Consider the following 26,792-nt stretch of genomic DNA (forward strand, 5'->3'; position numbering starts at 1 on the left):
CCGGGGAGCGGTGTCCCCCGGCCCACGACGCCGCCGGGTCAGCGACCGATCACCCCACCGTCGCGGCGACGGATCGCCACGGTCGCCGAGCGGGGCCGCCCGTCCGGGTCGGCGTCGGGCCAGTTGCTCACCGCCCGTGGGTTCTGCGGGGTGGGCCGGTCCATGGTGGCCACCGCCTCACCCGGGTGCTGGACGTTGACGAACATGGTCCGGTGGTCCGGGGTGAAGGAGATCCCGGACATCTCGCAACCGCGCGGCCCGACCGCGAAGCGGCGTACCTCCCCGGTGACCGGGTCCGCCGCCAGCACCGCGTTGTTGCCCAGATTGACGTAGTACGTCCGGGGGTTGTTCAGCGACGAGTTGGAGATGTCGCTCTGGATCCACAACCGTCCGTCGCCGTCGAAGGCGAGCCCGTCCGGTGAACCGAACATCCCCGCCGCGTCGAGCGGCACGCTCGGGTCGAAGGCGGGGTCACCGGCCAGCAGGAAGATGTCCCACTCGAAGGTGGTGGCGGTGGCGTCGCCGTGCCGCTCGCGCCACCGCACGATGTGCCCGAACGGGTTGGGCTGCCGGGGATTGGCCGCGTTCGGGAAACCGGGGCCGTTGCTCAGCGTGGCGTACACCTCGTTGGTGTGCGGGTGCACCGCGATCCACTCCGGTCGGTCCATCGGCGTGGCGCCGACCGCGTCGGCGGCCTGCCGGGTCCGGAGCAGCACGTCGGCCTGGTCGCGCCAGCCGTTGGCCACGGTCAGCGGGCCGGTGCCGTGGGCCAGCGCCAGCCAGCGACCGGTGCCGTCGTCGTCGAACCGGGCGACGTAGAGGGTGCCGTAATCCAGCGGGTGCCGGCCGGTGGCCCGCATCGTCCGCCAGCGGCCGGCGCTGACGAACTTGTAGATGTACTCGCCGACCTGGTCGTCGCCGGTGTAGACGACCACCCGTCCCCGGGACTCGGTCACCGTGGCGGTCTCGTGCTTGATCCGGCCCAGCGCGGTGCGCTTCACCGGCTTCGCCGTGGGGTCACGCGGGTCGATCTCCACCACCCACCCGAACCGGTTGACCTCGTGCGGGGTGGCGGCGAGGTCGAAGCGCGGATCCCCCTGGTGCCACCGGTAGCCGTAGCCTTCCCGGGTCACGCCGTAGCGGGCCTGCTCCGGCGTGGGTACCCAGCTCGGGTCGTCGGTGGCGAAGTACTCGTTCCAGTTCTCCTCGCAGGTGAGGTAGGTGCCCCACGGGGTGGCGCCGCACGAGCAGTTGTTCAGCGTCCCGCGCGGCTCGGCCCCGGTACGCAACGAGGGGTGGTCGCCGGCGACCGGGCCGGCGAAGCGTACCGGGGTGGCCATGGTGACGCGCCGGTTGAGCCGGGAGTCCACCAGCTCCCACCGCCCCCGGCGCAGCGCCACCTCCACCACGCTGACCCCGTGCGCCGCCAACGACTTGGCGACCTTCTCCGCCGTCATCACCGCGTCCCCGTCGGGGAAGAGCAGCAGCTGGTCGGCGTACTCGTGGTTGAGGACCAGCAGGCCACGGTCGGGGCCCAGGGGGAAGAACCGCATGCCGTCGTGGCTCATGCCGATCTGCTGGGCCTGCTCGGCCGCGGTGTTGGCGGCGTCCCGACGCCAGGCCGGCCCGTTCGCGCGGATCGGGGTGCCCCAGGGGATGAGCACCTGCGCGGTGTAGCCGTCGGGAACGGTGAGGGTGTCCGCCGAGCTGATCTCGACCGGCTGGAAACCCAGTAGCCGCCGACGCTGCCGCGCCCCGCCGGCGGCTGCCGCCTCGTCGCCGGCCGCGCCAGCGCCCAGGAAGCCGGCCGCCGCCACCACGCCGCCGGTGAGCGCGGTCCGGCGGGAGAGCCGGACGGTGAGGACGTCGGCGAAGAGCCGGTTGCCCGACGGGTTGGCGCTGATGTCGTCCGGTTCCGGCAGCGGGCCGGGGGACGGGGTGACGGGGCGGGACATGGCTGACCTCCACGAGGATAGGCCGGCGGCGGCACCCGTCGGTTCAGGGCCGCCGCAGGGTGTGGGTGATCTTGATCTGGGTGTACTCCAACAGCCCCCAGTGGCCGTACTCGACGCCGACGCCGGAGTCGCGCAGGCCACCGAAGGGGACGTCGTGGCGCAGGTCGCCGTGGGTGTTGACCCAGGCGGTGCCACAGTCGAGGCGGGCGGCGACGTCCCGGGCGACCGCCGGCTCGCCCCAGACCGAACCGCCCAGGGCGAAGCGGGTGCCGTTGGCGCGGGCCACCGCCTCATCGAGGTCGTCGTAGCCGATGACCGGTACCACCGGCCCGAACTGCTCGTCCTGTTCCAGGTCGGTGCCGGGCGGCAGGTCGGTGACCACGGTCGGTGGGTAGAAGTGTCCGGGCCGGGGCAGGGCCGCCCCGCCGGTCACCACCCGGCCACCGGCCCGCGCCGCGGCGTCCACCAGCCGGTGGACGTGCTCCAGTTGGGCCCGGCTGACCAGCGGGCCGAGGTCGGTCCCGGGGTCGCGCCCGTCGCCGACGGTCACCGCCGCCGCCTCGGCGCGTAGCGCCTCGGTCAGCTCGGCGACCTGGCCCGACGGCGCGTACACCCGCTTGATGGCTGCGCAGAACTGTCCGCTGTTGACGGTCGCCCGGCGGAAGATGTCCCCGGCGACCCGGCCGACCTCCGTGCCGGGCAGCAGGATGCACGGATCGTTGCCGCCGAGCTCCAGGACCACCCGCTTGAACGAGTCCGCCGCGCAGCGCGCGATGGCCCGGCCGGAGCGGATCGACCCGGTGAAGGAGACCATCCGGATCGCCGGGTGCGCCACCAGCGCCGACCCGAGGTCACCGTCGCCGCTGACCGTGCTGAACACCCCCGGCGGCAGCACCTCGGCCAGCAGCTGACCCATCCGCAGACTGGCCAGCGGCGTGACCGGCGACGGTTTGAGCACGACGGTGTTACCGGCCAGCAGCGCCGGCGCGATCTTCGTGACGGCCAGGATGACCGGGTAGTTGCTGGGGGCGATCGCGGCCACCGGGCCCACCGGCGTCCGGTCCAGGGTGACCTCGGTGGCCTCCTCGGCGACCAGCCGCTGCCGGGACAGCGACAGCGACAGCTCGGCAGTGTGGCCGAACCAGTCGGCGGCGAGCGCCACCTCCGCCCGGGCCTGACGCAACGGCTTGCCCTGCTCGGCGGTGAGTAGTTCGGCCAACTCGTCACCCGCCTGCGCCAGCACCGAACCGCAGGCCAGCAGCGCCGCCCGCCGCCGGTCCGCACCCGACCGGGACCAGGCGTCGAAGGCGTCGACCGCGCCCACGACGGCGTCGTCGAGCTGCGCGGACGTGCAGCGCGGCGCTTCGGCGAAGACGTCGGCCGTGGCCGGATCCTCCACCGGTATCCGCCCAGGGGAGCGCGTGGAACGTCCCGCGATGGTCATCGGCATGAACACGGACCCTCTCCCCACTGACCTGGCCCATCCGGTTGACGGACCAGGTCAGTCTTCGCGCCGAGGCCAGGGCCCAGAACCCCCGCTTGCGGGCATGCTCGTCCGGCCAGGGTCTTGGTGCGCCCGTCGGCGGCTCCCGGGTGCGGCCGGGGCGCGGGAGGGTCGTTGGCGCAGGGCGGTCCCGACCCGGGACCGTCGGATCGTCGGACGACCGGTGACGGCGGGAGGGGGCCGAGGTGACCTCGATCGAGGCGGTGCACACCTACCTGCCACCGAACCGGGTGTCGGCGGGTGACTGCCTCGCCGCCTACGGTTTCTCGCCGGCCCAGATCCGGATGCACGAGCGCTTCTACGGCTTCCGTGAGGTCCGGCTCGACCCGCAGGGCAGCCTGGCCGATCTGCTGGTCGGCGGGGGTGCCGGGCTGGTCGCGCTGCGGGGCCGCGAGCAACTGGTCCGCTACGTCCTGCACGCCCGGACCATGCCGGTGGTGGCCCCCTACCCGGTCAACCCGGTGCGGGAGGCGGCCCGCCGGCTGGGCCTGGCCCACGCCACGACGTTCACCGTCAGCCAGCATGCCTGCGCCTCCGGTCTGCTCGCCGTGGACCTGGCCGGCACACTGCTGGCCGACGATCCCGACCCCGCCGCGTTGGCGCTGGTGCTCACCGGTGAGAAGGCGTTCACCGCCTCCGCGCAGGTCATCTCCGGCACCGGGGTGATGGGGGAGGGCTGTTCGGCGCTGCTGGTCAACGCGCACGGCCAGCGCGACCGGGTGCTCTCCTACGCGGCCGGCACCTACGGCCGGTTCTCCGCCGGGCCGTGGATGTCGGAGCAGGACGCGGCGGCCTTCCGTGACGACTACCCGGTCATGGTTGCCGAGGTGGTCCGGGCGGCTGTCGACGAGGCCGGGCTGGACCTGGACCGGATCGTGGCGATCCTGCCGCACAACGTCAACCGGGTGTCCTGGCTGCGGGTACTGCGACTGCTGAACATCCGCAACGCCGAGCGGCTGGTCCTGGACAACCTTCCCCGTACCGGGCACTGCTTCGCCGCGGACTCCTTCGCCGCCTACGAGCTGGCCCGCGCGCAGGGCCGGCTGAAACCCGGCGACCCGTACCTGATGACGTCGGTGGGGCTCGGCGCCACTGTCTCCGCGATGGTCCTCGTCCATTGATCCCCGAGCCTGGAGCGACACGTGCACCCGCACACACTCACCGGTGACGTCCTGGCGTCGCTGCGTACCGCGCTGACCGGCGCAGCCGACCGCCCCCTCGTCCTGCTCGGCAACTTCGAGGTCGAGGAGCACTGGGCGCGGGGCGAGCCGGGCCTGCCGGGAATCGTCATGCCGGCCAGCCGGGCCATCGTCAACCGGATGGACGAGTGCGCGCTGCTGCTGGCCGGCCCGGACGACCACGTCGTGCTCAAGTCGCCCCCCGACGAGGAGTACCTGCGCTACCTCGGTGACCTGGGCGTGGCCCTGCCCCGGGTGCTGACCGTCCGGGACCAGCAGCCGCAGCACACGGTCAGCGAGGACGCGGTGGCCGATCCGCAGCTGGTCGCCGCGCTGGGCCGGTTGGCCGGCCTCGGCGCGCGGCTGTGGCCGCACGGCGTGTCGACGGTCGAGGAACGGCTGGCGGAGCTGGCCGGCCTGCCCCTGGCCGCACCGGCGGCGGCCGTCTGCAAGCAGGTCAACAGCAAAATCTACAGTCGGTTGCTCGCCGACGAGGTGGGGCTGCCGCAGGCCGAGGGCATGGTCTGCCGCGACGTTGACGAACTGGACCGGGCCGTCCGCCGGGCCGGCGGCTGGCTCGACACCGGACGCCCGATCGTGCTCAAGGACGCCTACGGTGTCTCCGGCCGGGGCATCATGGTCGTCCGCGACCGGCGACGCCTCGCCCAGTTGCATACCCTGATCGCGCGCCGGGCCCGGCGCAGCGGTGGCCGGGTCGGCGTGATCATGGAGGAGTGGCTGCCCAAACGCCACGACCTCAACTACCAGATGACCGTCGACCGCACCGGCGACGTGCACTTCGACGTGGTCAAGGAGGCGATCACCAGCGACGGCGTGCACCAGGGCCACCGGATGCCGGCGCGTCTGACGCCGGGGCAGCACCGGCAGGTGCGCTCCGCCGCCGAGGCGATCGGCCGCCGGCTCGCCACCGATGGGTACTTCGGGGTGGTCGGGGTGGATGCCCTGACCACCACCGACGACCGGCTCTACCCGATCGTCGAGATCAACGCGCGCAACAACATGTCCACGTACCAGGAGCGGCTGCGCCGGACCTGGTACGGCCCCGGGACGGTCGCGCTCGCCCGGCAGTACCCGCTGCGGCTGACCAGGCCGCTGCCCTTCGGTGAGCTGCGGGCGCTGCTGGACGGCGTGCTCGCCGACCGGCCGGACCGACCAGGCCTGGTGATCAACAACTTTGCCACCGTGAACGCCGCCGGGACCGCCGGCGGCGAGGGCGGCAGCTTCGGCGGCCGGCTCTACGCCATGGTGGCCGCCGAGTCGGACCGGCAGGTCGTCGCCATCGACCGGGAGGTCACCGCCCGGCTGCGGGACTGCCCCGCGACCGTCGGGCAGCCCTAGCCGCGACCCCGGCCGGCCCGCCCCGGGCCGGCCGCGCACCGCCCGGCCGGTGCCCCCCGCACCGGCCCACGCCACCGGCCCCACCCGCCCGGGGGGACCGTGACCAGACAGGGAGACGACATGAGCGACACGACCGTCGGCGGTGCCCCGCCGGCCGCCACCAGCGACATCACCGGTGTGGTGGTCGGCGCCCTCGGGCAGATGCTGGGCCGCGACCCGGCGGGCATCTCGCCGCAGCTACGCCTCTTCGAGGACCTCTCCTTCGACTCGACCAGCGTGCTGGAACTGCTCATCCAGCTGGAGGCGGAGCTGGGCGTCGAGTTCGACACCGACACCCTGGAGCCGACCGACTTCGAGACCGTCGGCGCGCTCGTCACCTACGTCACCGGCCAGGTCGAGGAGAACGCCTGATGTACGTCACCGCCCCGGGGCGTCGGTCGGCGACCGACGCCCCGGCGGGGGAACCCGCGCCGCTCGGCCTGGCTCGGGCGGTGCACCAGGTGTTCGGCCCCGGCCGGCCGTTCGGCAACGACGACCACGTCTACTACCCGGACCTGATGCGCTCCTACGGCACGACCTGCCCACCCGGCGCGTTCGAGGGGCGACGCAACTCCTTCACCGACATGGTCGTCGCGGTGCTGCCCCAGCTGCGCCCCCACGCCGACCGGTTCGACCTGGCGGTGCTCGCCGCCGCCACCCCCGACTCGCAGCCGGGGTTCCCGATGTGCCACCTGAGCACCCTGGTGCCCGACGCCGGGCTCGCCTTCGCCGTGCTCGACCAGGGCCTGATCACCGCGTTCACCGCCCTGCAGGTGCTGGCGAACCGGGCCCGCCGGGACGCCGCCGGCCGGCTGCTGCTCATCGCGGTCGACCAGTCGGCGCTGTTGCACGAGCTGCCGGTGCCGCAGCGGCTGCGGGTGGCGCGCGACGCGGTGGCGGCGCTGGCGTTCGACCCGGCCGCCGACGGCGGCCGGCTGTACCCGCCGCGCAGCGTCCCGACCGTCTCCCGGCCACCGGAGGCGGCCCTCGTCGAGGCGCTGGCCGAGTACGGCCCGCAGGTGCTGGTGACCGGCGCGGGCCTGGCCGGGCGGGTGCCCCCGGTACCGGCCGGCACGCGGGTGCTGGCGGCGCAGCCCGGCCAGCCGGTCACCGGAGTGTGGCGGGAGGTGGCCGCCCGGCTACCCCGGTGGCAGGTCGACGGGGCCCGGGTGCTGATCGCCGACCACGACCAGCAACGACTCGCTACCTGCCTGCTCGACGTCCCGGCGGCGGGGCAGCGGTGACCACCGCCACCGACGGCTGGACCCGGCCGTACGACACCGCCCGGTCCGGGGGCGTCGAGGCCGCCCTCACCGCCCTGTACGACCAGGTCGCCGCAGGGGCGCTGGTCGCCGGTCCCGCCGGGCAGGCGCTGGCGCCCGGCGACGTCGGCCGCGCCGCCGACCGGGTGTGGCCCGGCGGGACGCCCCTGCGGCAACTCACCGGGGTCACCGCCGTGACCCTGCCCGCGCCGGTACGCGACGCCGACCTGCTGGCCGTACGCGGCCTGCCTGGCCCGGACGGATCCGGGTGGGAGCCGTACCGGACCTGGCTGCTCGGCCTGGCCTGGCTGCGGTTGGGCAGCTCGGCGGGGCTGCTGGACCGGGCCCGCTCCCAGCTGGCCGGCCGGCGGGCCGCCGGTGGACCGTTACTGCGCCAGCAACTCGTCCAGGCCACCCTCGCCGAGGCGGTCACCGACCAGCTGACCGTCCGGGCGCTGCTGACCGACCCGGACCCGGCCGTCGACCTGGTGCAGGCACACCACCAGCTGACCGCCTCGGATCACGTGCTGCTGCCGGTGCTCGGTGCCGCCGGTTACACCGAGGACGGCCCCGGGCGGGCGGTGTACCTGTCCCACCTGCTCGCCGACGTCTACCTGCCGGCCCGCCACGAGGTGCGGCGCTCCGGCGTGCGGAGGTGACCGGCCGTGCCCGAACTCGACGACCGGCTGCGGCTGCTCCGCCGGCAGGCCCGTGGCTGGGCTGCCGAGCTGCGCCCGTACGCCCTCGACCTGGACCGCGACCCCGACGTGGTGCTACGGCTGCTGGACGCCCCAGCGGTGACCTGCGCGGCGCACCTGCAGATCCCCGCCGCGTTCAACCCGACGCCGCTGGTGCTGGCCGGTGAGCGTTTCCACCTCACCGCCGCGCGGGAACGGGTGGTGTTCTGCGAGGAGATCGCCCGCGGTGACCTGGGCATGATGCTGGCGCTGCCCGGCGCGTCGATGTCCGGGGTGCTGGTGGCCGCCATCGGTGACCGTGCCCAGCAGGAGTGGTTCTACGGCCGGCTCCTGGAGCGGCCCACCTGGACGTTCTTCGCCCTCACCGAACCCGGCGGCGGGACCGACGCCGCCGGCCTGCGCACCCGCGCCACCGAGTCGGCAGACGGCTCCGGGTGGCGCCTGACCGGTCGCAAGCGCTACATCAGCAACGCCCTGCGCGCCTCCGTCGGGGTGGTTTTCCACCGCACCGGCGACGGGCCGCTCGGCCTCGGCGCGGCGCTTGTCGACACGTCCAGCGCCGGTTTCACCGCCGTCGCGGTGCCGACCCTCGGCGTACGCGGCGCGCAGCTCGGCGCGCTCACCCTCGACGCGGTGCCGATCACCGACGGGCAACTCCTCGGTCGACACCTCTCCCCGATGCGCCGGGGCAGTTGGGGTTGGCAGCGGACGTTCAACCTGCTGCGCCCCACGGTGGCGGCGATGGCCGTGGGTCTCGCCCAGGCCGCCTGCGATTACGTCCGGGAGCACCGCCGCGCGCTGCGCCCGGCCGAGCGCGACGCGCTGGCCCGCACCCAGGGGGAGATCGAGGGGGTACGCCGGCTGACCCGACTGGCGGCCGTCGCGGTCGACTCCGACAGCGGCAGCGGGCACCTCGCCTCGGCCGCGAAGCTGCGGGCCACCCGGCTGGCCGCCGACGTCTCCCGCTGGGCGCTGCGCTGCTTCGGGCCGGGCGCCCGCCTGGACCAGCCGCTGCTGGACAAGTTCGCCCGCGACGCCGCGGCGTTGGAGTTCATGGAGGGCACCGGCAACGTCCAGCGGCTGGCGGTGGCCGCCGCGCTGGACCGGGGCGCCTTCGCCGGATATCCCCCCGGCGTCGACGGGCCGGCGGTCGACCGGTGATCGGCCCCGGGGTGGTCCACGTCTGGCGGCTGGGGCTGGCCCTGCCGCCGCCGCTGGCCCGGGTCCTCGACGAGGTCCTGACCCCGGCGGAACGCGCCCGCCGGGACAGCTACGCCGATCGGGCCGTACGGCGTCGGTTCCTGGCCGTGTACGGGTCGCTGCGGGTGATCCTCGGCAGCTACCGGGGGGAGCCGCCCGCGCGGGTGCCGCTGCGTACCGGTCGCTGGGGCAAGCCGCTGCTCGGCGACGGCACGCTGCGTTTCAACATCTCGCACTCCGGCCGGTGCGCGCTGCTGGCGGTGAGCGCCGGACGTGACGTGGGCGTCGACGTCGAACAGGCCCCCGCCGGCCGGTCGGTCGAGGTGTTCTCCCGGCGCTACTTCCCGCCGGCCGAGGCGCGGCTGGTCGCCACCGCGCCGCCCGCCGACCGGGCCGCCGTCCACCTGACGCTCTGGACCCGTAAGGAGGCCTGCGTCAAGGCGGCGGGGGACCGGCTGCTCAACGGGCTCGACCTGCCGGTGGCCGGCCCGGACGGGCTGCTCGTGCACCGGCCCGGCGGCCGGATCCCGGGCCCGTGGCGGGTACGTGACCTGCGGGTTCCGCCCGGCTACCGGGGTGCTGTGGCGCTGGCCGGCACCGAGGCGTTCGACGTCGGGTACCACGTTTGCCGCCCGGTGGACCTCGCCCGCGCGGCGGCCGGTTCCCGGCCGCTGTCACTCGGCCGCCCGTTCGACCCGGGCGGACCGGTCGCTGGCTGATGCCGCCGGCGCCACCGTGGTCGGTGGCGTCCGGCGGCGTCGACCCGGTCGACCGGGGCCCGCCCTCAGCGGGCCGGCACGGACGTCCGGGCCCGCAGCGCGCCCGGCAGGTGCTGGCGGCGCATCATGTCCTCGGGCCGGTCGCGTTCGCGCACCAGGTACGGCCGGCCGTCGTGGACGAGCACCTCCGCCGGGTAGCCGTGGCTGAGGAACTGCACGGGGGAGGCGGTCGGCCCGTACGCCCCGGACCGCAGCACACCGAGCAGATCGCCGGTACGCAGCGGTGGGAGCAGGACGTTCTTGCCCAGCGTGTCGTTCGGGGTGCAGAGCGGGCCGGTCACGTGCCACGGCTCCACCGCTCCGGTCGCCGCGCGCAGTAGCCGCATCGGGAAGTTGCGTTTGACGTAGGAGCCGATGCCGACGGCCGCCATGTGGTGGTGGGTGCCGCCGTCGGTGACCGCGAACCGTTGACCGAGGGAGGTCTTGAGGTAGCGGACCCGGACCACGTAGATGCCGCCCGGGGCGGTCAGGTAGCGCCCCAGCTCCATCACCAGCCGGGTGCGCGGGTGCCGGGCCCGGAACTCGCCGAGGATCGGGTTGAGCAGCCCGGCGAGGGCGTCGACGTCGAGGTCCTGCTCGTTGTCGAAGTACGCCACGCCCAGCCCACCGCCGACGTCGACCAGCTCCAGCGGGAACCCGAGCCGGGTGGAGACCCGCTCGGCCAGGTCCAGGACGCGCCGGCTGTTGTCGGCGACTACCCGGGCGTCGAGGATGCGGGTGCCCAGGTAGACGTGCACCCCCATCAGCCGGACCCCGGGGTGGCGGCTGCCCAACCCGGTCTGGCTCATCAGCTCGTCCTCGTCGATGCCGAACTGCCGGGGCCGGCCCCCCATCGTCAGGCCCGAACCCTTGACCGTGAAGTTCGGGTTGACCCGCAGCGCCACCGGTGCGACGGTGCCCGCCGCGCGGGCCAGGCTGTCGATGAGCCGCAGCTCGCCCAGGGACTCGCAGACGATCGCGTAGATCCGTTGGGCCAGGCAGGCCTGCAACTCCTCGGCGCTCTTTCCCGGGCCGAGGAAGATGATGTCCTCTGGGCGTACCCCGGCCCGGCGGGCGGTGAGCAGCTCCGTCAGGGACGACACCTCGGCGCGGGCGCCGAGGCCGGCGAGCCGGGCGCAGACCGCCACGTTGGGGTTCGCCTTCAGCGAGAAGAAGAACTCGAGCCGCCGATCCAGTGCCTCCCGGAGCCGGTCGAACTGGGCGCCCAGCACCGCCGAGTCGTACACGTACAGCGGGGTGCCGTACCGCGCCGCGAGTTCCTCGAACCGCACTCCCTGCACGCCGACGTCGTCTGTCATGCCATCGCCTCCCGGTTCTGCCGTCCCTGGTCAGTCTGGGCGCTGCACGGCGCGGGACAAGCCGCCAACGGGCGCTCCGACGGTCAGGGCGGGCAGCTACCGGAACACCGGTCGACGCACTGCGCCATACCCGTTCGCGCAGGGCACTGGGGCGCTCGGTCGCGCCTTCTGCCCGGGGCCGGCACCGGGTGAACCTTGGTGGCACGGCGGCCGGGGTGAGTCCGGCACCCGCCCGGCGGCGCGGCGTGCCCGCCCGGCCAGCGGCGTCAGCCGCATCCACCCGCCACGAGCTGATCGGGGACGACATGGGCAACGGGCTTTCCGACGTCAGCGCCACGATCGGTGAGCTGATGGGCACGGCGCTGATGCGCGGCCCGCTCGCACCGGACGAGGACTTCTTCGACTGCGGCGGCGACTCGGTCCGCGCCGTCGACGTGCTCCAGCGACTCATCGACGTCTACCGGCCAGCCGGGGGGCAGACCGCCGAGGCGCTGCGGTCCACCCTGCTGGAGACCATCTTCGAGGACGCGACCCCGGCCGGGTTGGCGGCGGTCTGCGCCGCGCACGCGGCGGTGCCGGCCGTGATCGACGGAGGGCCGCGTCATTGACGGGACCGGCCCGGTGCCCGGCGGGCTGCTGACCGAGCTGCGCCGCCGCCGCGACGAGCGCCCCGACGCGGCGGCGCTGCGGACCGCGACGTCGACCGGCGGACACCTGGCCACCTGGGCGCAGCTGCACGACACCGCCCGCGCCGTGGCGGCCGGCGCGGCGGCCCTGCCCCGGGGCGCCCCGGTGCTGGTGATCGTGGACAACACCCCGGACAGTGTCGCGGCGCTGATCGGGTTGACCGGCGCGGGTGTGGACGTGCTGCCGGTCGAGCAGGGCAGTTCAGCGCTGACCGACCTGCTCGCGCCGGCCCGTAACCCGGGGGTGCGGACCGTCGTCGGCCCGGCCCGCGCCGCCCGCGCCGCGCCGGCGGGAGTCGACTTCCTCAGCTACGAGCGTTGCCGCGTCCATCCCGTCGGGGCCGCCGGAACCCCCGCGCACCGGGCCGGCGAGGTGCTCCAACTGACCTCCGGCTCGGCCGGCGAACCCAAGATCGTCCGCCACTCGTCGGCGAACGTGTGGCACGGCGGACACACCTACCGCCAGCTGCTCGGGCTGACCCCGGCCGACGTGGTCGTCGCCGCGGTGCCGCTGGCGCACTCGTTCGGCTTGGTCGGTGCGCTCACCGCCGCGGTCGTCTCCGGCGCCGAACTCCGTACGACGCGGCGGTTCCAGCCGGGCCGCGTCGCCGACGCGCTCGTCGCCGACGGGACCGTCCTGTTCGGCACCCCGCTGGTGTACCGGCTGCTCACCCCGGTGCTGCGCAACCGCGCGACGCCGGCCCGGCTGCGGGCCGCCGTGTCGTCGGGTGGGCCGCTGCCGGCCGAACTCGGCCACCAGGCGCGCGCCGTGCTCGGGGTGTCGGTGCGCCAGTTCTACGGCAGCACCGAAACCGGACTGATCAGCTACCAGCCCGACCCCGGCGACGAGCCCGACACGTCGGTGGGGGTGCCGGCACCCGGGGTGCACCTGCGGCTGACCCGCGCCGACCCGGACGACCCCGCCGGAACCGGCCACCTGTCGGTGCGCACGCCGACGCTGTTCCACGGCTACCTGGGCGCGTCCGGCCCGGTGAGCACCCCGGACGGCTTCTACGACACCGGCGACCTGGCCCGCGTCGACGAGGCCGGCCGGCTGCACCTGCTCGGCCGCAAGGACACCTTCGTCAACGTCGGCGGTCGCAAGGTCAACCCGACCCGGGTGGCCCGGGTCCTCGATGAGCACCCCGGGGTTCGGGAGGTCTTCGTCTTCGGCGCGACCGACGCCGACGGCGAGCAGCGGGTGCACGCGGCGGTGGTGCTCGCGCCAGGTACCGGGCCGGCGGAACTCGCCGCGCACTGCCGGGCGCGGGGTCTCGCGCCGTACGAGGTGCCACACGAACTGCACCCGCTGGCCCGGCTGCCCCGTACCGCGATGGGCAAGGTCGACCGGCAGGCCGTCATCGCCACCGTGACCACCGTTCCGATCGGAAGCGAGGCTTGAGATGACCGACCCCACACCCCCGCCGACGCGGGCTCCCGCCGACGGACCGGGCGGTCCCGTCGCCGTCATCGGGCTCGGGTACGTGGGCCTGACGCTGGCGGTGAGCCTGGCGCAGGCCGGCGTGCCCGTCGTCGGGGTGGAAGCCGACGCGGGCACCCGGGCGGCGCTGCGGGCCGGCACCCCGACCCTGTTCGAACCCGGTGTCGACGAGCTGCTCCGCAGCCTGCCGGCGGATCGGCTGACCATCACCGACACGTTGGACGGCGTCACGCCGGCCGCGGTCGTGATCTGTGTCGGCACCCCGCTCGACGACGGCACCGGCCGGCCGGACCTGCGCCACTTCACGCTGGCCGCGCAGACCGCGGCGGCCGCCGCCACCGCGGACACCCTCGTGGTGGTGCGCAGCACCGTCCCGGTCGGGACGACCCGGCGGACCCTGCTGCCCCTGCTGCGCGAGCGGGTCGACGAGCCGTTGCTGGCCTGCTGCCCCGAACGCACCATCCAGGGCCGCGCGCTGGCCGAGCTCGCCAGCCTCCCGCAGGTCGTCGGCGGGCTGGACGACCGCTCCGCCGACCGGGCCCGGCGACTGTTCGCCCGGCTCACCCCCGAGCAGGTCGTCACCGCCGACCTGGAGACGGCCGAGCTGGTGAAGCTGGCCTGCAACGCCCACACCGACCTGCTGTACGGCTTCGGCAACGAGCTGGCGATGATCGCCGAAGCGGTCGGCGTGGACGCCACGGAGGTCATCGCCGCCGCGAACCGGGGCTACCCTCGGCCCGACCTGGCCCGACCGGGATTCGTCGGCGGGAGCTGCCTGACCAAGGACCCGTACCTGTTGGTGTACTCGGCGGGGACGGCCGGATACCATCCACCGCTGGTGGCTGCCGCCCGCGCCGTCAACGAGCAGGTCCCGCACCTGGTGACCGAACGGGTGCTCAAGGCGCTGGCCGCCACCGGTCGGGCCCCGGCCGACGCGAAGGTCCTGGTCTGCGGGATGGCCTACAAGGGCCGGCCGGAGACCGACGACGTGCGGGGTTCCGCCGCCACCGTCGTCGCCGACGTCCTGCGCGAGCGGGTCCGGCTGTTGGCCGGCCACGACTACCTGGTCCCCGACGACGTCACCGCCCGGCTCGGGTACGCCCCGGCGTCCCTCGCCGACGGTCTGGCCGACGCCGACGTGCTGGTGCTGCTGGTGGACCATCCGCGTTACCGCGCCGACCTCGACGCCGCGCTGCTGCGCCGCAGTATGAACCGCCCCGCCCTGGTCGTCGACGTCTGGGGCGACCTGGCGTCGGCGCTGTCCGGGGCGGCCGACGTGGACTACCGGAGGCTGGGCCGTGGCTGACCGGATCCTGATCACCGGTGGCGCCGGGTTCGTGGGCCTGCACCTCGCCCGCCGGCTGCTGCGCGACGGCGCGGACGTGACCCTGCTCGACGACCTGTCCCGTGGCCGGGCCGACCGGGACCTCGACGAGGTTCGTGCCGAGGCCCGGCTGGTACGCCACGACCTGACCACCCCGCTTCCGGTGGACCTGCTCGCGGGGGACTTCGACGAGGTCTACCACCTGGCCGCGGTCGTCGGGGTGCGGCAGAACAACGAGAACCCGTCCCGGGCGCTCAACGTGAACCTGCGTGCGGTGCTGAACCTGCTGGACTGGTGCCGACGCCGCCCGCCGGGGCGGGTCTACCTGAGTTCCACCAGCGAGGTCGCCGACGGTGCCACCCGCCTGGGTCTGGCGCCGTTCCCGGTGCCGGAGGACGTGCCCTTCGTGCTGCCCGAACCGACGCTGCCCCGGGCGTCCTACGGGCTCAGCAAGATCGTCGCCGAGACGCTGCTGCGCCAGTGCGCCGACCTGTTCCCGGTGCGCATCGGCCGCTACCACAATATCTACGGCCCGCGGATGGGCCACGACCACGTGATACCCCACTTCGTGGCCCGGGCGCTGGTCCGCCAGGACCCCTTCCCCATCTACGGGGCCACCCAGACCCGCGCGTTCTGCCACATCGACGACGCCGTCGACGCGACAGTCGGGCTGACCCGGCTGCCCGGCGTCGAACCGGTCGTGGCCAACATCGGCAACGACACCGAGGAAATCGTGATCCGGGAACTTGCCGAGCGGGTCTGCCGGCTGGCCGGCTACACCCCCACCTTCGAGGTCTTCGACCCCCCACCCGGTTCACCGGACCGCCGGCTGCCCGACCTCGGCCGGCTGCGGCGCACGATCGGGTACGCACCCCGCGTCGACCTGCTCCGGGGGCTACGACAGACCTTCGACTGGTACGCCGCAGACCAGGCGGCCGCCCCGCCCGCGACCACCGGGGACCGGGCATGACGTTCGAGATCCGCGACGGCACACTGTGCCGCGACGGGACGCCGTTCGTCGTCGCCGGAGTGGACTACCACCCGTCGGCGGCCGGCTGCCGGATCTGGACCGACTGGGATCCGCAAGCGCTGCGCCGCGACTTCCGGGCGATGGCCGACGCGGGCCTGAACACCGTCCGGATCTTTATGTTCTGGCGGGACTTCGAGCCGACACCCGGGCACCACGACCCGGTCGTGTTCGACCGGCTGCGTACCGCCGTGGACCTGGCCGACGCCGCGGGGCTGGCCTGCGTGCTGTCCCTGCTGACGATCTGGATGAACGGGCAGCGGCTGGATCTGCCCTGGCGACGGGGGCGCAGCCTCATCGACGACCCGGAGCTGCTCGACCGGCAGCGGGCCTACGCCCGACGGGCGGCGATCGCGCTCCACGGCGCCGGCAACGTGCTCGCCGTCGACCTCGGTGACGAGATCGCCAACGTCGACCCGACCGCCGCCCGGCTGCCCCCCGAGACCGTCGCGGCCTGGCAGACCAGCCTGGCCGAGACGTTGCGCGCGCACCTCCCCGGGCTGTTGGTGACCCAGGCCAACGACCCCTCCGGGGTGCTCGGCGCCGCGCCGTTCGGCCCGGACAACGCCGCCGGGCTGGACCTGATCGCGCTGCACGGCTTCCCCACCTGGGCGCCGGTGTCGATCGAGTCGACCAGTTCCTACAAGGCGAGCAACCTGGTGCCGTTCCTGGTCCGCTACGCGCGGGCGTTCGGGGTGCCGCTGGTCGACGAGTTGACCAGCTACGGCACCGACGAGGCCACCACGGCGGCCTACCTGCGGGCCGCCACCGCCGCGGCCCTGGGTAACGGCGCCGCCGGTGTGCTGGCCTGGTGCTGGCAGGACATCGCCTCCGCCGAGGAGCCCTACCAGCAGCGCCCCGGCGAGCGTTTCGTGGGCCTGCACCGTCTCGACGGGACACCCCGTCCGGCGCTGGCCGGGCTGCGGGAGACGTTGCGCGCCGCCCCCCGGATGCGGCCCGGCCCCGGTCGGGCCCCGGTCGCGCTCTACCTGCCGCAACGCGTCCGGGCAGACGGCGGTTCCTACCTCGACACCGGGGTCGGCACGGCGGCCACGTTCTACGCCTACCTGCTGCTCAAGCGCGCGCACCTGGACGTCGACATCGTCGCCGGCGACCCGACCGGCTACCGGCTGGTGGTCTGTCCCTCGGTCGGCCACGTCACCCTGACCGACCTGACGCGGCTGGGTCGCGCGGCCCGCCACGGGGCGACGGTCTACTACTCGATGGCCGACCACCTGCACGGATTTCCGGGGCCGGAGCTGGCCGGCGTGGAGCTGGTCGACTACACCCTGCTCACCGCCGGGCACGACCGGGTCGAGTGGGACACCGACCGGTGGCCGCTGGACTGGGCGGGCGCCGGGGTCCGCCCGTCGGTGCTGGCGGCGACCACCGGGCAGGTCCTCGGCCGGTACCCGAACGGCACCCCGGCCCTGGTACGCAACCCGCTCGGCCTCGGCCAGGTGGTGTTCTGCGCGGCCCCGTTCGAGCGTCAGCTCGACGTGCCCGGACGGCTCACCGCCGCCGCCTGGGAGCGCCTCTACCGGCGGGTCGCCGCCCTGGCAGGGCTGTTCCCCGAGGTGGACTGCGCCGACCCGGACGTGGAGATCCTGCCGGGCCGGGCCGCCGGCCCGCACGAGGTACTGCTGGTCAACCACGCGCCGACTGCGCGCCGCGTCCACCTGCGCTGGCGTACGCCCGACGGCGCGCACCTGCGGTGCCAGGTGGCCCTGGACGGCAAGGACTGGCGGCTGGTCACCCGCCCGAGCCCCGCCGGGGTGCGCCGCCGCGCCGTCCCGAGCACCCGCGCCCTGCCCTGACCCCCGCCCAGCCTCGCCGAACGGCGGGGCACATCGATTGGAGAGCAGTATGCCCATCACGCTTCCGGGTGCCGAGCGGTCCCTGAGCGGAGCCGACAACGCGGTGCCGGCCTTCATGTTCGACATGCTCTCGGCCTGGGGGTTCCGGGCCGTCACCCTGGCCTTCCGCACCGGCGTGCTGGCGGCCCTGGCCGAGGAGGAACTGACCAGCGAGCAGGTGGCCGAGAAGACGGAGCTGGATCCCCGTGGCATCGCGTTCCTGCTCGACTGCCTGGACTGCGTCGGCTACGTCCGCCGCGCCGGGGACCGGTACGGGGTCACCGACACCACCCGGGAACTGCTGCCGATGATCTCGATGGGCATCCCGTACTTCGAGAAGATCGTCTTCACCGACTGGGCGAACCTGGAAGGCCGGCTGCGCGGCGAGCTGCCCCTGCCGTTCGGGCCGGACCAACCGCGTACCCCGCGCTGGCTGGCCCGGCAGTGGCGGGTGTTCCAGGACGGCATGGTCGCCCTCACCAACATGAACATCGACGAGGTGCTGGAGCGGGTGCCGGTGCCCGACCCGGCCGGGCACCTGCTGGACCTCGGCGGCGGCTACGGCCTCTACAGCATCGCGCTGTGCCGCCGGCACCCGCAGCTGCGGGCGACCATCTTCGAGATCCCGGAGATGCAGCGGCTCGCCGACCGGGCCATCGCCGAGAACGGCATGGCCGACCGGGTCGACTTCCGGGCCGGCGACTTCTTCACCGACGAGCTGGGCAGCCCGTCGATGGCGCTGCTGTTCAACGTCATCCATTCCAAGAGCGCGGTCCAGAACCGGGAACTGGTCGCCCGGACCGCCGCCGCCCTGCGGCCCGGCGGCTCGCTGGTGATCCTCGACCAGTTCCCCGCCCCCGAACTGGGTCCGATCGGCCGCAGCTTCGGCGCCATGATGGCGCTGAGCATGTTCAACAGCGTCGGTCAGCAGACGTACCCGCTCGACGAGGTGCGCGACTGGCTGACCGACGCCGGGCTGGTCGACGTGGACTTCCAGCCGGTGCGCAGCGCTCCGGGCAACGGGTTGTTCCTGGCCCGTAAGCCGGGCCGGTAGGCCGGCGGTGTCCACACCCGTGCCGGCGTCCGCGCCGGCGACCCCCGAGGCGGTGGTCGGCCAGGTCCGCCTGGTACCCGACGGCCACCGCGACTTCGACACGTCGCTGGAGCACGCGACCCGGTTCCACCGGCTGTCCCGGGCCTGCCTGGAGCAACTGGTGGAGCAGGGTCTGCCGCACTCCTCGGACGCCACCGGCCTGCTGTTCGACCGCTACGACCTGCGCAACGTGGCGCTGCTGCTGGGCGTACGGTCACCCCAGCGGGCGACGTACGAGGCGATGGCGGCTGCCCTGCGCGCCGGCGGGGCCGGGGCGGCGGTCCGGCGCACCGTGGTCGTGCGCGCGTACTGCCCGGACCGGGAGCACTGCGCCGGCTGCGCCTTCGTCCTCGACCCGGCGGTGACCTCCGCGCCGGAGGTCGTGGCGGTCCGTCGCCCCGAGGCGTCCCGGTTCGAGGTGGACGTCCTGCTCGCCGCCGCCGACGCCACCCCGCCGCCGGCCCCCGAGCAGCGGCGTCTCCTCGACGAGGCCGCGGGACTGCGGTTCCACCTGCTGCCGCCGGGCCTCACCGCGGACCTCGGCTTCCTGCGGGAGACCGGCCTGGCCGACTGCACCCTGGCCGTACGCCATCTGGTGGCGCGGGCTGGTGAGCTCGGCGTGCCGGCCCGACCGGCCACCGGCCTGTGCCTGTCGCGCCCCTTCGCCAACCGGCACCACTGGCTGGAGCTGCGTGACGTCGAGGGCCGGTGGTGGCCGGCCGATCCGTTCTTCCTCCGGACGCTGGCCGGTTGGGGGCTGCTCGCCGACGGCGACTGGCCGGCGCACCGCCGCCCCGTCGGCGCGTACTGGCGGGTCGACCTGGACCTGGACGTGCCGATGCTGCGCCACCGGGGCGCGGGTGGGGCCGCCGGCGGGTCGCCGCCGGAGCGGCTGGGGCCGGCGTACTTCCTCGTCCAATGAGCCCGCCGCCCGAACCCGTCGCCCCCGCACCCGCGCCAGGAGAGGTCGGCATGGTCGTCGTCGGTACCGAGGTCGAGCCCCTGCGCGCACTGGTGGGGCAGCACCTCGGCTTCAGCGACTGGATGCTGATCAGTCAGGAGCAGGTGGACTGCTTCGCCGCGGCGATCGGTGACCACCAGTGGATCCACGTGGACCCGAAGCGGGCAGCCGACGGCCCGTTCGGTGGCACGGTCGTCCACGGCTTCCTCGTCCTCGCGCTGACCTCCCGGGTCCTGGAGCAGGTGCTCGTCGCCGAGGGCGTTCGCCTCAAGGTGAACTACGGTTGCGACCGGGTCCGCTTTCTGGCCCCGGTGCCGGTCGGGTCCCGCATCCGGGCCGGGGTGGTGTTGCGCGGGGTCCAGCCGTTACGCCGCGGCGTCCAGCTCGCCCTGAGCCTGCGGTACCAGGTGGAGGGGAGTCTGATGCCGGCCTGCGTCGCTCAGGTGCTGGTGCACAACTACGCGTGAGTGGCGTCGGCCCCGGCAGACGACGCTGCCGGGGTCGACGCCGCGGGCGGCGCTCAGGACCGGGGCGCGAGCCCGGCCGACCGGTCGGCGACGGCCACCGCGAGGTCGTCGACGGTCTCCATGTGCAACCAGTCCACGTGACCGACCATCCGCAGGTCGAACTCGTCCTCCAGCCGCATCAACAGCTCCAGGATCCGGGACGAGGTCAGGCCCAGCTCCATGAAGATCCTGGTGTCGCCGGTCAGCGACGCCGGTTCGTGGCCGGTCATCTCGGCCAGCAGTCGGACGATGGTCGCAGTGGCCGTGGCGGCGGATGGTGGGGAGGTCATGACGTGCTCCGTCCAGTCGGTGCGGGGATGGTGGGGTCGGGTCGGGCGACGGCGGTGGCGTTCGCCGTGGGCCCCGACATTCAGCGCTGCCGCAGGCAGCGCAGGAGCGCCGCGGCGGCCAGTGCGGCGTCGTCGTCGGACATGCGGCTGTGCAGCGGCAGGGAGAGCAGGCGTGCAGCCACCGCGTTGGTGACGGTCAGCGCCGAACGGCCCGCGCCCGGGCTGCTCCGGTAGGCCGACAGGTGATGCACCGGGGGATAGTGCACCGAGGTCTGCACGCCGGCGGCGGCGAGGCCCTCGCGCACCGCGCCCCGGTCGGTCCCCGCCGGCAGCACGACCGGCATCAGGTGCAGCGCGGAGTCGCCGGTCCGCCCGGCGAACGGCAGCACCAGCTCGGGCGCGGCGGCGAGCACCTCCCGGTACGTGGCGACCAGCGACCGGCGTCGCTCCCGGTCCAGCGGGAGCTTGCCCAGCTGGACCCGACCCAACGCGGCGGCCACCTCCGTCGGCCGGTAGTTCAAGCCGAAGCCCGCGACGTCGTAGCTGGCGTCACCCGAGCGGAGCCGGTCCCAGGTGGACGTGGTCAGGTGGTGCGAGCGGGCCAGCCGGATCCGGTCGCGCACCGCGTCGTCGCGGGCGACCACCATGCCGCCCTCACCGGCGGTGACGTTCTTGGTCGCGAAGAAGCTGAAGCAGCCGATGTCGCCGTGCGTGCCGAGCATCCGCCCGTCGTGCTCGACCATCGGCGCGTGCGCGGCGTCCTCGACCAGGACCGCGCCGTGCCGGTCGGTGACCGCACGCAGCGCGGCCAGGTCCGCCGGGTATCCGGCGTAGTGCATCGCGACCACCGCCCGGGTCTGTCCGGTTACCAACCGCGCGACGTCCACCGGATCCACGGTGAGGTCGTCCGGGGCGCGCACATCGGCCAGGACCGGGATGGCGCCGGCCAACGCCACCACCGCGGCACCGGCCACGAAGGTCAGCGCCGGCATGATCACCTCGTCGCCGGGCCGCAGGTCGAGCGCCATCATCGCCAGGTGCAGCGCGGCCGTGCCGCTGCTGACCGCGACCGCGTCGTCGGTGCCGATCCGGTCGGCGAACTCCCGCTCGAAGGCGGCGGTCTGCGCGCCGGCCGAGAGCCAGCGCGAGCGCAGCACCTCGGTGACCGCGGCGATCTCGTGCTCGTCGACGGTGTTGTCGGCCAGGGTGATCCGCCAGTGCCGGGCGGGCGGTGCGCTCATCGGTGTGTCCTTCCTCGATCTGGGCAGGGATCGGTGGGCCGTTCACCGTGCCGGCGCGGGCGGCGGGGCCAGGCCGGGCGAGGAGGCGTAACCGGACTCGTAGGCGTCGACGACCCGTTCCCAGCCGAACGACCGCTCGGCCCGCCGCCGCCCCGCCGCACCGAGTTGCCCCCGGCGGACGTCATCGCTGAGCAGCTCGATCAGCGCGGCGGCCAGGGGCGCTGGACCGGGCGGGACGACCAGCCCGTCCACGCCCTGCCGCACCACCTCGTACGCGCCGGCGAACGCCCCGCTGACCACCGGCTTCCCGCACGTCCACGCCTCGACGAAGACCAGCGGGAACACGTCCGCGACACTGGGCAGGCAGAGCAGCTCGCAGGCGGCCAGGGCGTCGTGTTTGGTCTGTTCGTCGACCGTGCCCAGGTCGTGCAGGCGCGGGTCGGCCCGGGCGGTGAGGTGCCCGGCGACCTCCGGGTCGACGTCCGGGCCGACGAAGACGAACCGGGTGTCGGGCAGTTGCCGCCACACCGGGTCCATCGCCGCCAGCAGCGTCTGGTACCCCTTGCTGACCGTGCGACGCCCGACGAAGAGCACGAACGGCCCGTGGATGCCGTACCGGCGTCGGAAACCTGGGGTGTCGACCGGGCCGGTGAGGTCCGAGGCGGACGGGAGACGCCGGATTCGGGTGGCCGGCACGCCCACGTTGCGCAGCGCGGCCACCTCCGCGGCGGACAGGGCGAAGACCACCTCGGCGGCGCGGCAGACCTCGCCGGCCCGAACCGGGTCGGGCCACACCTGCGGCGACGAGCAGGGGGTCAGCACCAGGCGGGCGCCGTAGCGGCGGGCCAGCCGTACCGCCTCGACCGGTGCGTCGGGGCGGGCCAGGTCGAAGGTGTGCACCACTGACGGGGCGAAGTCCGGGCGGGCCCGGTGCAGCTGCCCGACGTCGGTGAAGAGCGGCACGCCGGCCGTGCGCAGGCCCGCGACGGTGTCCGGATGTGCGGCGGTGACCAGCGCGGTCACCCGCCGGGACCGGGCCGCCAGGCCCTGCGTCGCGCGCAGCGCCATCCGCTCCGCCCCTGCCTGTGTTTCCCCGTAGCCGGCGAAGACCACCAGGACGTCGCCCACCTCGCCCCTCACGTCCACATCTCGATCGTGGCACCGCCCGGTACGGGCTCGTCGAGGAAGAAGACGTCGAGTTCCGGGCGGCAGCGCTGCGCCTCGTGCGGGGACGGCGTCAACCGCAGGTACCGGTCCGGATCCGCCAGGAAGTCGGCCCGCGCCTGCTCGTAGTGGGCCGGTGTGCCCACGTCGTGCCAGGACTCGGTGAAGGCGTAGCCGTTCACCGGTCTGCCGGCATCGGTCAGCGCATTGATGAGGGTCGGCATATCGGTCGGTGTGCTACGCGGGATGTGCGCGCGGACGTCCGGGTCCGCGACGTAGATCCCGCAGCAGACGTTCCACTCGAAGGTCGGCTTCTCGTGCACCCGCCGGATCCGGTCGCCGTCGGCGCGCAGCAGCCCGACCCCGGTGGAGACCCAGTGACGCTGGAACGCCACGGTCAACCCGGCGTCGCCGGCCACGTGCCGGCGGTGCAGGTCGCCGAAGTCGATTGAGGTGAGCAGGTCGCCGTTCATCACCACGGCGGGTTCGGTCCAGTCCGGGACCAGCAGCAGCGGCGCGGCGGTCCCCATCGGACGCTCGTCGACGCAGTAGTCGACCTGCAGACCGAGCTGGGATCCGTCGCCGAACGCGGACCGGATCATCGAGCCCAGGTGCGAGACGCACAGCGTCGCCCGGGTGAAGCCGCAGGCCCGCAGCCGACGCAGGCTGATCTCCAGCAAGGAGTGCTCACCCATCGGCACCAGCGCCTTCGGGCGGTTGCTGGTGTGCGGCATCAGGCGGGTGCCCCGGCCCCCCACCAGCAGGATCGCGTGCATCGGATCAGTCTCCCGTCCCTCGGACGACGACCGCGCCCGCCCGCGGACGCGGCCCTGCCGTACCGCCGTTTCTCACGACCGGACCGCCGCCCGCAGTTCGGCCTCCAACCGGGCGAACGTCGGGGCGAGCTGGCGCATCGTCGCCGCCGCGGCGGCGTAGTCCCCGGCCACCAGCGGGTACTCCATCGATCCGATCAACCGGGCCTGCTGATCCAGCACCTCCGCCACCCCGGTGTAGCCGTGCCGGGCCAGCACCACGGCCGCGTCGTTGCGGCGTCGTGCCCCCACGCACACCATGAAGTCGGCGAGGTGGAAGAAGAGGAAGGTGGTCAGTCCGCCGTCGAGCACCTTCGCCGCGCCCTCGGCCGCCGCCGCGGACGCCTCCGGGGCCACCATGTCGGCGGCGATCGGCAGCAGCCGGCGCACCGCCTCGGCGGTGTCCACCGCGCGGACCCGCTGGAAACCGGTCCGCAGGTTGAAGTCCGGCACCCGGTAGGACAGCGTCTCGGTACGCCAGGCGGCCAGCAGCTTCTCCAGCGGCAGCACGGTGTACGGGTGGGCGCGCGGGTCGTGGATCACCACGTTCCCCCCGTCGAAGCCGACGACCACCAGGTAGTGGTCGGCGCCGATGGGCTGACCCAGCCCGGGGTGGTGCGGCAACAGTCCCATCTCCACCGGGCCGGCCACCGCGCGGTGCTGGTCGTCCACCTTCTCCAGCGCGGCGGCCACCTCGTCCGGGGAGCCGCCGGTCTGCTCGCACGTCCAGCCGAGCAGGTCCAGCATCATGTTGATGCCCTTCTCGGGGTTCCAGCCGGCCGGGGCGAAGAACGGGCGGCCGTCATGGTGCAGGTACATGCCGAAGGCCGAGCCGGTCAGCACCTCGACCACGGTCTCACCGGGGCCCTCGTCGCCGAAGGCCATCTGGAGGGAGTCGGAGAAACAGCCATGCGTCTCTCCGGAGAACTGAACGGGCATCGGGGCCAACTCCTGTCTCAGCGATGGTCGCCCGACGCCGCGGGGGCGTCGTCGGGCGGTGGTCCGGGCCGGCCGGTGGGCAGGCCGGCGGTGGCGAGATAGCTGCGGGGCAGGTTCGGGAAGTCCGCCGGCACCCCGCCCTGCGGCCAGCGGCCGTAGTTGGCCCCGGCCGCGCCGGGCTCGGTGATCCGCTCGACCGCCCAGCCGGCCTGCCGGAGGAACTCCGCCGGGGTGTCCGTGCCGAACCGCCACGGGCTGCCGGCCCGCGCCAGTTTGTCGAGGAAGGGTCGCATGTAGCGCAGCCGGAAGATCCCCGTGCCGATGAGGTCCACCGCGATCCGGCTACCCGCCGCGGAGAGCCGGGCGGCCTGGCGTGCCGCGGCGGCGGCCCGCGCCGCAGGCAGGTAGAACAGCAGCCCCTCGGCGAACCACACGGTCCGTGCCGCCGGGTCGAAACCGGCGTCGAGCAGGGCCGGTTCCCACTCACCGGTCAGGTCGGTGGCGACCGTCCGGCACTCGCAACGGGGCACGGTGCCGACCCGGGCGAGCCGCCGCCGCTTGTACGTCAGCACGCTGGCCTGGTCCACCTCGAACAGCACGGTGCCCGCCGGCCAGTCCAGCCGGTACGCCCGGGTGTCCAGTCCGGCGCCGAGCCCGACCACCTGGCATCCCTCGGTCACGCTGTCGCGCAGGACGTCGTCGAACCAGCGGGTGCGGATGGGCAGCACCGGGTTGCCGTCGGCGGCGGCCCGTCCGGTGTGGAAGTGCCGCAGCAGCGCCTCGCCGTCCGCGCCGGCCAGCAGGGCGGCGTACGGGTCGTCGAAGAGCCGGTCCGGTCGTGCCGTCTCCCGTGCCCGCGCCGCCGCTGTCCACCGGGCGGTCCGGGCGACGCCGGACAGGTCGTCGTCCGTGGCAGCCACCTCAACCCTCATGCCCCTCAGTGTTTCCATCGACGCGGGTCGGGGACAGCTCACCGTGCGGGCGTACCCATGCGGCCAGCACCAGCGTCGCCCCAACCGGTGGGGTCGCGTCCGGACCTCCCGTCGGTCCGGCCGGTTAGCCTGGGTTGGTACGGCCGGCGACGACGGGGGTGGCGGTGTGGACGAACCAGCTCGCGGCGACGGGTGGGCCGCGCTCGCGGCGTGGGCCGGGGTGAAGCTGGTCCGTCCGTTGCCCGGCGGGCACCGCAACGAGGTGCTGCTGGCCGAGCGGGCGGGGGTGCCGCTGGTGGTCCGCCGGTCGGTGCGCCCCCGTGCCGCCCTGGAGTGGGAGCTGGACCTGTTGGACCATCTGCGCGGCTGCGGGGTGGCGGTGCCCGAGCCGGTGCCCGCCGACGACGGCCGCCGGCACGTGGACGGGGTGCTGGTCACCGGCTTCGTCCCCGGCCGGTATCCGGCCGACCCCACCGACTGGCGGCGGGTGGCCGACCAGCTCGCGGTGCTGCACGCGGCGACGACCGGCTGGCCGCAGCGCCCCGGCTTCGCCGCCAGCGGGGCGCTGCTCGCCGCGGACCGGGGCGGGGACGTGCGGCTGGACGCGATGCCCGCCCCGGTGGCCCGGATGGTGCGCGCCGCCTGGCTGCCGGTGCAGCACGGGCCGCGCTGCGTGGTGCACGGCGATGTCGGCCCCACCAACGTGCTCGTCGACGGATCCCGGGTCACGCTGCTGGACTGGGACGAGGCGCGGGTGGACGTGCCCTGGTTCGACTACGCCTTCCTGCCCGACGGGGTGCCCACGCCGTGGCCGGGTGGGCGGGCGTCGTTGCACGCCGCCGGCCTGGCCTGGGAGACGGCGACCTGCTGGCGGGCCGAGCCGGTGTACGCGCGCCGCCGGCTGGCCGAGCTGCGCCGCCACCGGCGGGACACCGGAGCCTGACGTCGGGTCGCCTGGGCCAGGGCACGCTGGGAGATGCGCCCCTGGTCCCCCGCGTCGAGCATGGACGGGGAGCCCCCCGCGACCCGCTCCGAGCGCCCCCGGCGGCCGACATCGTCGGCGGGGCTGGGCGATCGGCATGGTCGGGGTGGTCGGGCTCGTGTCGAGGCCGACCCGGTGACGACGGCCGGGGCGGGTCCGGGTTCGGCCGGCCCCGCCCCGGCGCATGAGGGCGGCAGGTGGAGCGGCGTGCCGTAGTCCGGCGCATGACGCACGTGCCGCCGGAGCGCGGGTGGACCAGGACCGAC

Annotated in this window: 25 protein-coding genes; 16 read left to right on the forward strand and 9 right to left on the reverse strand. The window is 74.4% G+C overall.

All coding sequences use genetic code 11. The annotated features are described in order from the left end of the window. Positions 1-38: 38 nt before the first annotated feature. A complete protein-coding gene (locus tag ACWCHM_RS06720) occupies positions 39-1,955 on the reverse strand; it encodes a PhoX family protein (protein ID WP_454221755.1) in 1,917 nt (638 codons plus the stop codon). Between the two features lie 43 nt (positions 1,956-1,998). Next, the gene (locus tag ACWCHM_RS06725) at positions 1,999-3,405 is read right to left on the reverse strand and encodes an aldehyde dehydrogenase family protein (RefSeq protein ID WP_454221756.1); all 1,407 of its coding nucleotides are present in this window, start codon (positions 3,403-3,405) and stop codon (positions 1,999-2,001) included. Positions 3,406-3,644: 239 nt separating this feature from the next. Here ACWCHM_RS06725 and ACWCHM_RS06730 point away from each other — a divergent pair, with 239 nt between their 5' ends. The 7 genes from ACWCHM_RS06730 to ACWCHM_RS06760 all read left to right on the forward strand — a co-directional run bounded on the left by ACWCHM_RS06730 (position 3,645) and on the right by ACWCHM_RS06760 (position 9,914). After that, complete coding sequence (locus ACWCHM_RS06730; protein ID WP_454221757.1) at positions 3,645-4,580, forward strand: 3-oxoacyl-[acyl-carrier-protein] synthase III C-terminal domain-containing protein; 936 nt, start codon at positions 3,645-3,647, stop codon at positions 4,578-4,580. 21 nt (positions 4,581-4,601) lie between these two features. Further along, entirely contained in the window at positions 4,602-5,996 is a 1,395-nt protein-coding gene (locus ACWCHM_RS06735) for a preATP grasp domain-containing protein (RefSeq protein WP_454221758.1), read from the forward strand. Between the two features lie 120 nt (positions 5,997-6,116). Continuing rightward, a complete protein-coding gene (locus tag ACWCHM_RS06740) occupies positions 6,117-6,407 on the forward strand; it encodes an acyl carrier protein (RefSeq protein WP_204959025.1) in 291 nt (96 codons plus the stop codon). After that, complete coding sequence (locus ACWCHM_RS06745) at positions 6,407-7,279, forward strand: hypothetical protein (protein WP_204959024.1); 873 nt, start codon at positions 6,407-6,409, stop codon at positions 7,277-7,279. Before ACWCHM_RS06740 ends, ACWCHM_RS06745 begins: the two co-directional genes overlap by 1 nt. Next, on the forward strand, positions 7,276-7,956 hold the full coding sequence (locus ACWCHM_RS06750; protein WP_302744762.1) for a hypothetical protein: 681 nt from the start codon (positions 7,276-7,278) through the stop codon (positions 7,954-7,956). Before ACWCHM_RS06745 ends, ACWCHM_RS06750 begins: the two co-directional genes overlap by 4 nt. 6 nt (positions 7,957-7,962) lie before the next feature. Next, entirely contained in the window at positions 7,963-9,156 is a 1,194-nt protein-coding gene (locus tag ACWCHM_RS06755; RefSeq protein ID WP_204959022.1) for an acyl-CoA dehydrogenase family protein, read from the forward strand. Continuing rightward, complete coding sequence (locus tag ACWCHM_RS06760; RefSeq protein WP_204959021.1) at positions 9,153-9,914, forward strand: 4'-phosphopantetheinyl transferase family protein; 762 nt, start codon at positions 9,153-9,155, stop codon at positions 9,912-9,914. Before ACWCHM_RS06755 ends, ACWCHM_RS06760 begins: the two co-directional genes overlap by 4 nt. Before the next feature lie 65 nt (positions 9,915-9,979). Here ACWCHM_RS06760 and ACWCHM_RS06765 read toward each other — a convergent pair whose 3' ends face one another. After that, on the reverse strand, positions 9,980-11,272 hold the full coding sequence (locus ACWCHM_RS06765) for a type III PLP-dependent enzyme (RefSeq protein ID WP_204959020.1): 1,293 nt from the start codon (positions 11,270-11,272) through the stop codon (positions 9,980-9,982). Positions 11,273-11,487: 215 nt separating this feature from the next. On the opposite strand from ACWCHM_RS06765, the gene ACWCHM_RS06770 reads away from it, so the two are divergent. The 8 genes from ACWCHM_RS06770 to ACWCHM_RS06805 are packed head-to-tail and all read left to right on the forward strand — an operon-like array spanning position 11,488 to position 20,127. Next, a complete protein-coding gene (locus tag ACWCHM_RS06770; RefSeq protein ID WP_454221759.1) occupies positions 11,488-11,880 on the forward strand; it encodes an acyl carrier protein in 393 nt (130 codons plus the stop codon). A 13-nt stretch (positions 11,881-11,893) separates the two neighbouring features. Then, positions 11,894-13,360, forward strand: a complete 1,467-nt coding sequence (locus tag ACWCHM_RS06775; protein WP_204959018.1) for a class I adenylate-forming enzyme family protein — start codon at positions 11,894-11,896, stop codon at positions 13,358-13,360. Between the two features lies 1 nt (position 13,361). Next, positions 13,362-14,705 carry a nucleotide sugar dehydrogenase gene (locus ACWCHM_RS06780; RefSeq protein WP_204959017.1) on the forward strand — a complete coding sequence of 448 codons (1,344 nt, stop codon included), beginning with the start codon at positions 13,362-13,364 and terminating at the stop codon, positions 14,703-14,705. Further along, the gene (locus ACWCHM_RS06785) at positions 14,698-15,693 is read left to right on the forward strand and encodes an NAD-dependent epimerase/dehydratase family protein (RefSeq protein ID WP_421487909.1); all 996 of its coding nucleotides are present in this window, start codon (positions 14,698-14,700) and stop codon (positions 15,691-15,693) included. The genes ACWCHM_RS06780 and ACWCHM_RS06785 overlap by 8 nt, the downstream gene beginning before the upstream one ends. After that, positions 15,690-17,567 carry a beta-galactosidase trimerization domain-containing protein gene (locus tag ACWCHM_RS06790; protein WP_281896025.1) on the forward strand — a complete coding sequence of 626 codons (1,878 nt, stop codon included), beginning with the start codon at positions 15,690-15,692 and terminating at the stop codon, positions 17,565-17,567. Before ACWCHM_RS06785 ends, ACWCHM_RS06790 begins: the two co-directional genes overlap by 4 nt. A 49-nt stretch (positions 17,568-17,616) precedes the next feature. Continuing rightward, a complete protein-coding gene (locus ACWCHM_RS06795; protein ID WP_204959014.1) occupies positions 17,617-18,660 on the forward strand; it encodes a methyltransferase in 1,044 nt (347 codons plus the stop codon). 7 nt (positions 18,661-18,667) lie between these two features. Continuing rightward, on the forward strand, positions 18,668-19,621 hold the full coding sequence (locus ACWCHM_RS06800; RefSeq protein WP_454221760.1) for a transglutaminase domain-containing protein: 954 nt from the start codon (positions 18,668-18,670) through the stop codon (positions 19,619-19,621). A 50-nt stretch (positions 19,622-19,671) separates the two neighbouring features. Then, positions 19,672-20,127: a MaoC family dehydratase gene (locus tag ACWCHM_RS06805; RefSeq protein ID WP_431927968.1), complete on the forward strand. Its 456-nt coding sequence runs from the start codon at positions 19,672-19,674 to the stop codon at positions 20,125-20,127. A 53-nt stretch (positions 20,128-20,180) separates the two neighbouring features. On the opposite strand, the gene ACWCHM_RS06810 is transcribed toward ACWCHM_RS06805, so the two are convergent. The 6 genes from ACWCHM_RS06810 to ACWCHM_RS06835 form a co-directional block, all read right to left on the reverse strand. After that, positions 20,181-20,456: an acyl carrier protein gene (locus ACWCHM_RS06810; protein WP_204959011.1), complete on the reverse strand. Its 276-nt coding sequence runs from the start codon at positions 20,454-20,456 to the stop codon at positions 20,181-20,183. Positions 20,457-20,536: 80 nt separating this feature from the next. Continuing rightward, positions 20,537-21,697 (reverse strand): DegT/DnrJ/EryC1/StrS family aminotransferase, encoded by a 1,161-nt coding sequence (locus ACWCHM_RS06815; RefSeq protein ID WP_204959010.1) that lies wholly within the window; start codon positions 21,695-21,697, stop codon positions 20,537-20,539. Positions 21,698-21,739: 42 nt separating this feature from the next. Continuing rightward, on the reverse strand, positions 21,740-22,837 hold the full coding sequence (locus ACWCHM_RS06820; protein WP_281896033.1) for a glycosyltransferase family 4 protein: 1,098 nt from the start codon (positions 22,835-22,837) through the stop codon (positions 21,740-21,742). Further along, the gene (locus ACWCHM_RS06825; protein WP_204959008.1) at positions 22,834-23,637 is read right to left on the reverse strand and encodes a sugar phosphate nucleotidyltransferase; all 804 of its coding nucleotides are present in this window, start codon (positions 23,635-23,637) and stop codon (positions 22,834-22,836) included. The genes ACWCHM_RS06820 and ACWCHM_RS06825 overlap by 4 nt, the downstream gene beginning before the upstream one ends. A 72-nt stretch (positions 23,638-23,709) precedes the next feature. Next, positions 23,710-24,612, reverse strand: coding sequence for a hypothetical protein (locus ACWCHM_RS06830; RefSeq protein WP_204959007.1), 903 nt, complete (start codon positions 24,610-24,612; stop codon positions 23,710-23,712). Between the two features lie 17 nt (positions 24,613-24,629). After that, positions 24,630-25,544, reverse strand: coding sequence for a class I SAM-dependent methyltransferase (locus ACWCHM_RS06835; RefSeq protein WP_204959006.1), 915 nt, complete (start codon positions 25,542-25,544; stop codon positions 24,630-24,632). Between the two features lie 166 nt (positions 25,545-25,710). Between ACWCHM_RS06835 and ACWCHM_RS06840 the strand changes: the two genes are divergently transcribed. Continuing rightward, positions 25,711-26,487 (forward strand): phosphotransferase, encoded by a 777-nt coding sequence (locus ACWCHM_RS06840; protein WP_204959005.1) that lies wholly within the window; start codon positions 25,711-25,713, stop codon positions 26,485-26,487. The last annotated feature ends 305 nt before the right edge of the window (positions 26,488-26,792 follow it).

Source organism: Micromonospora sp. SCSIO 07396 (assembly GCF_053667945.1).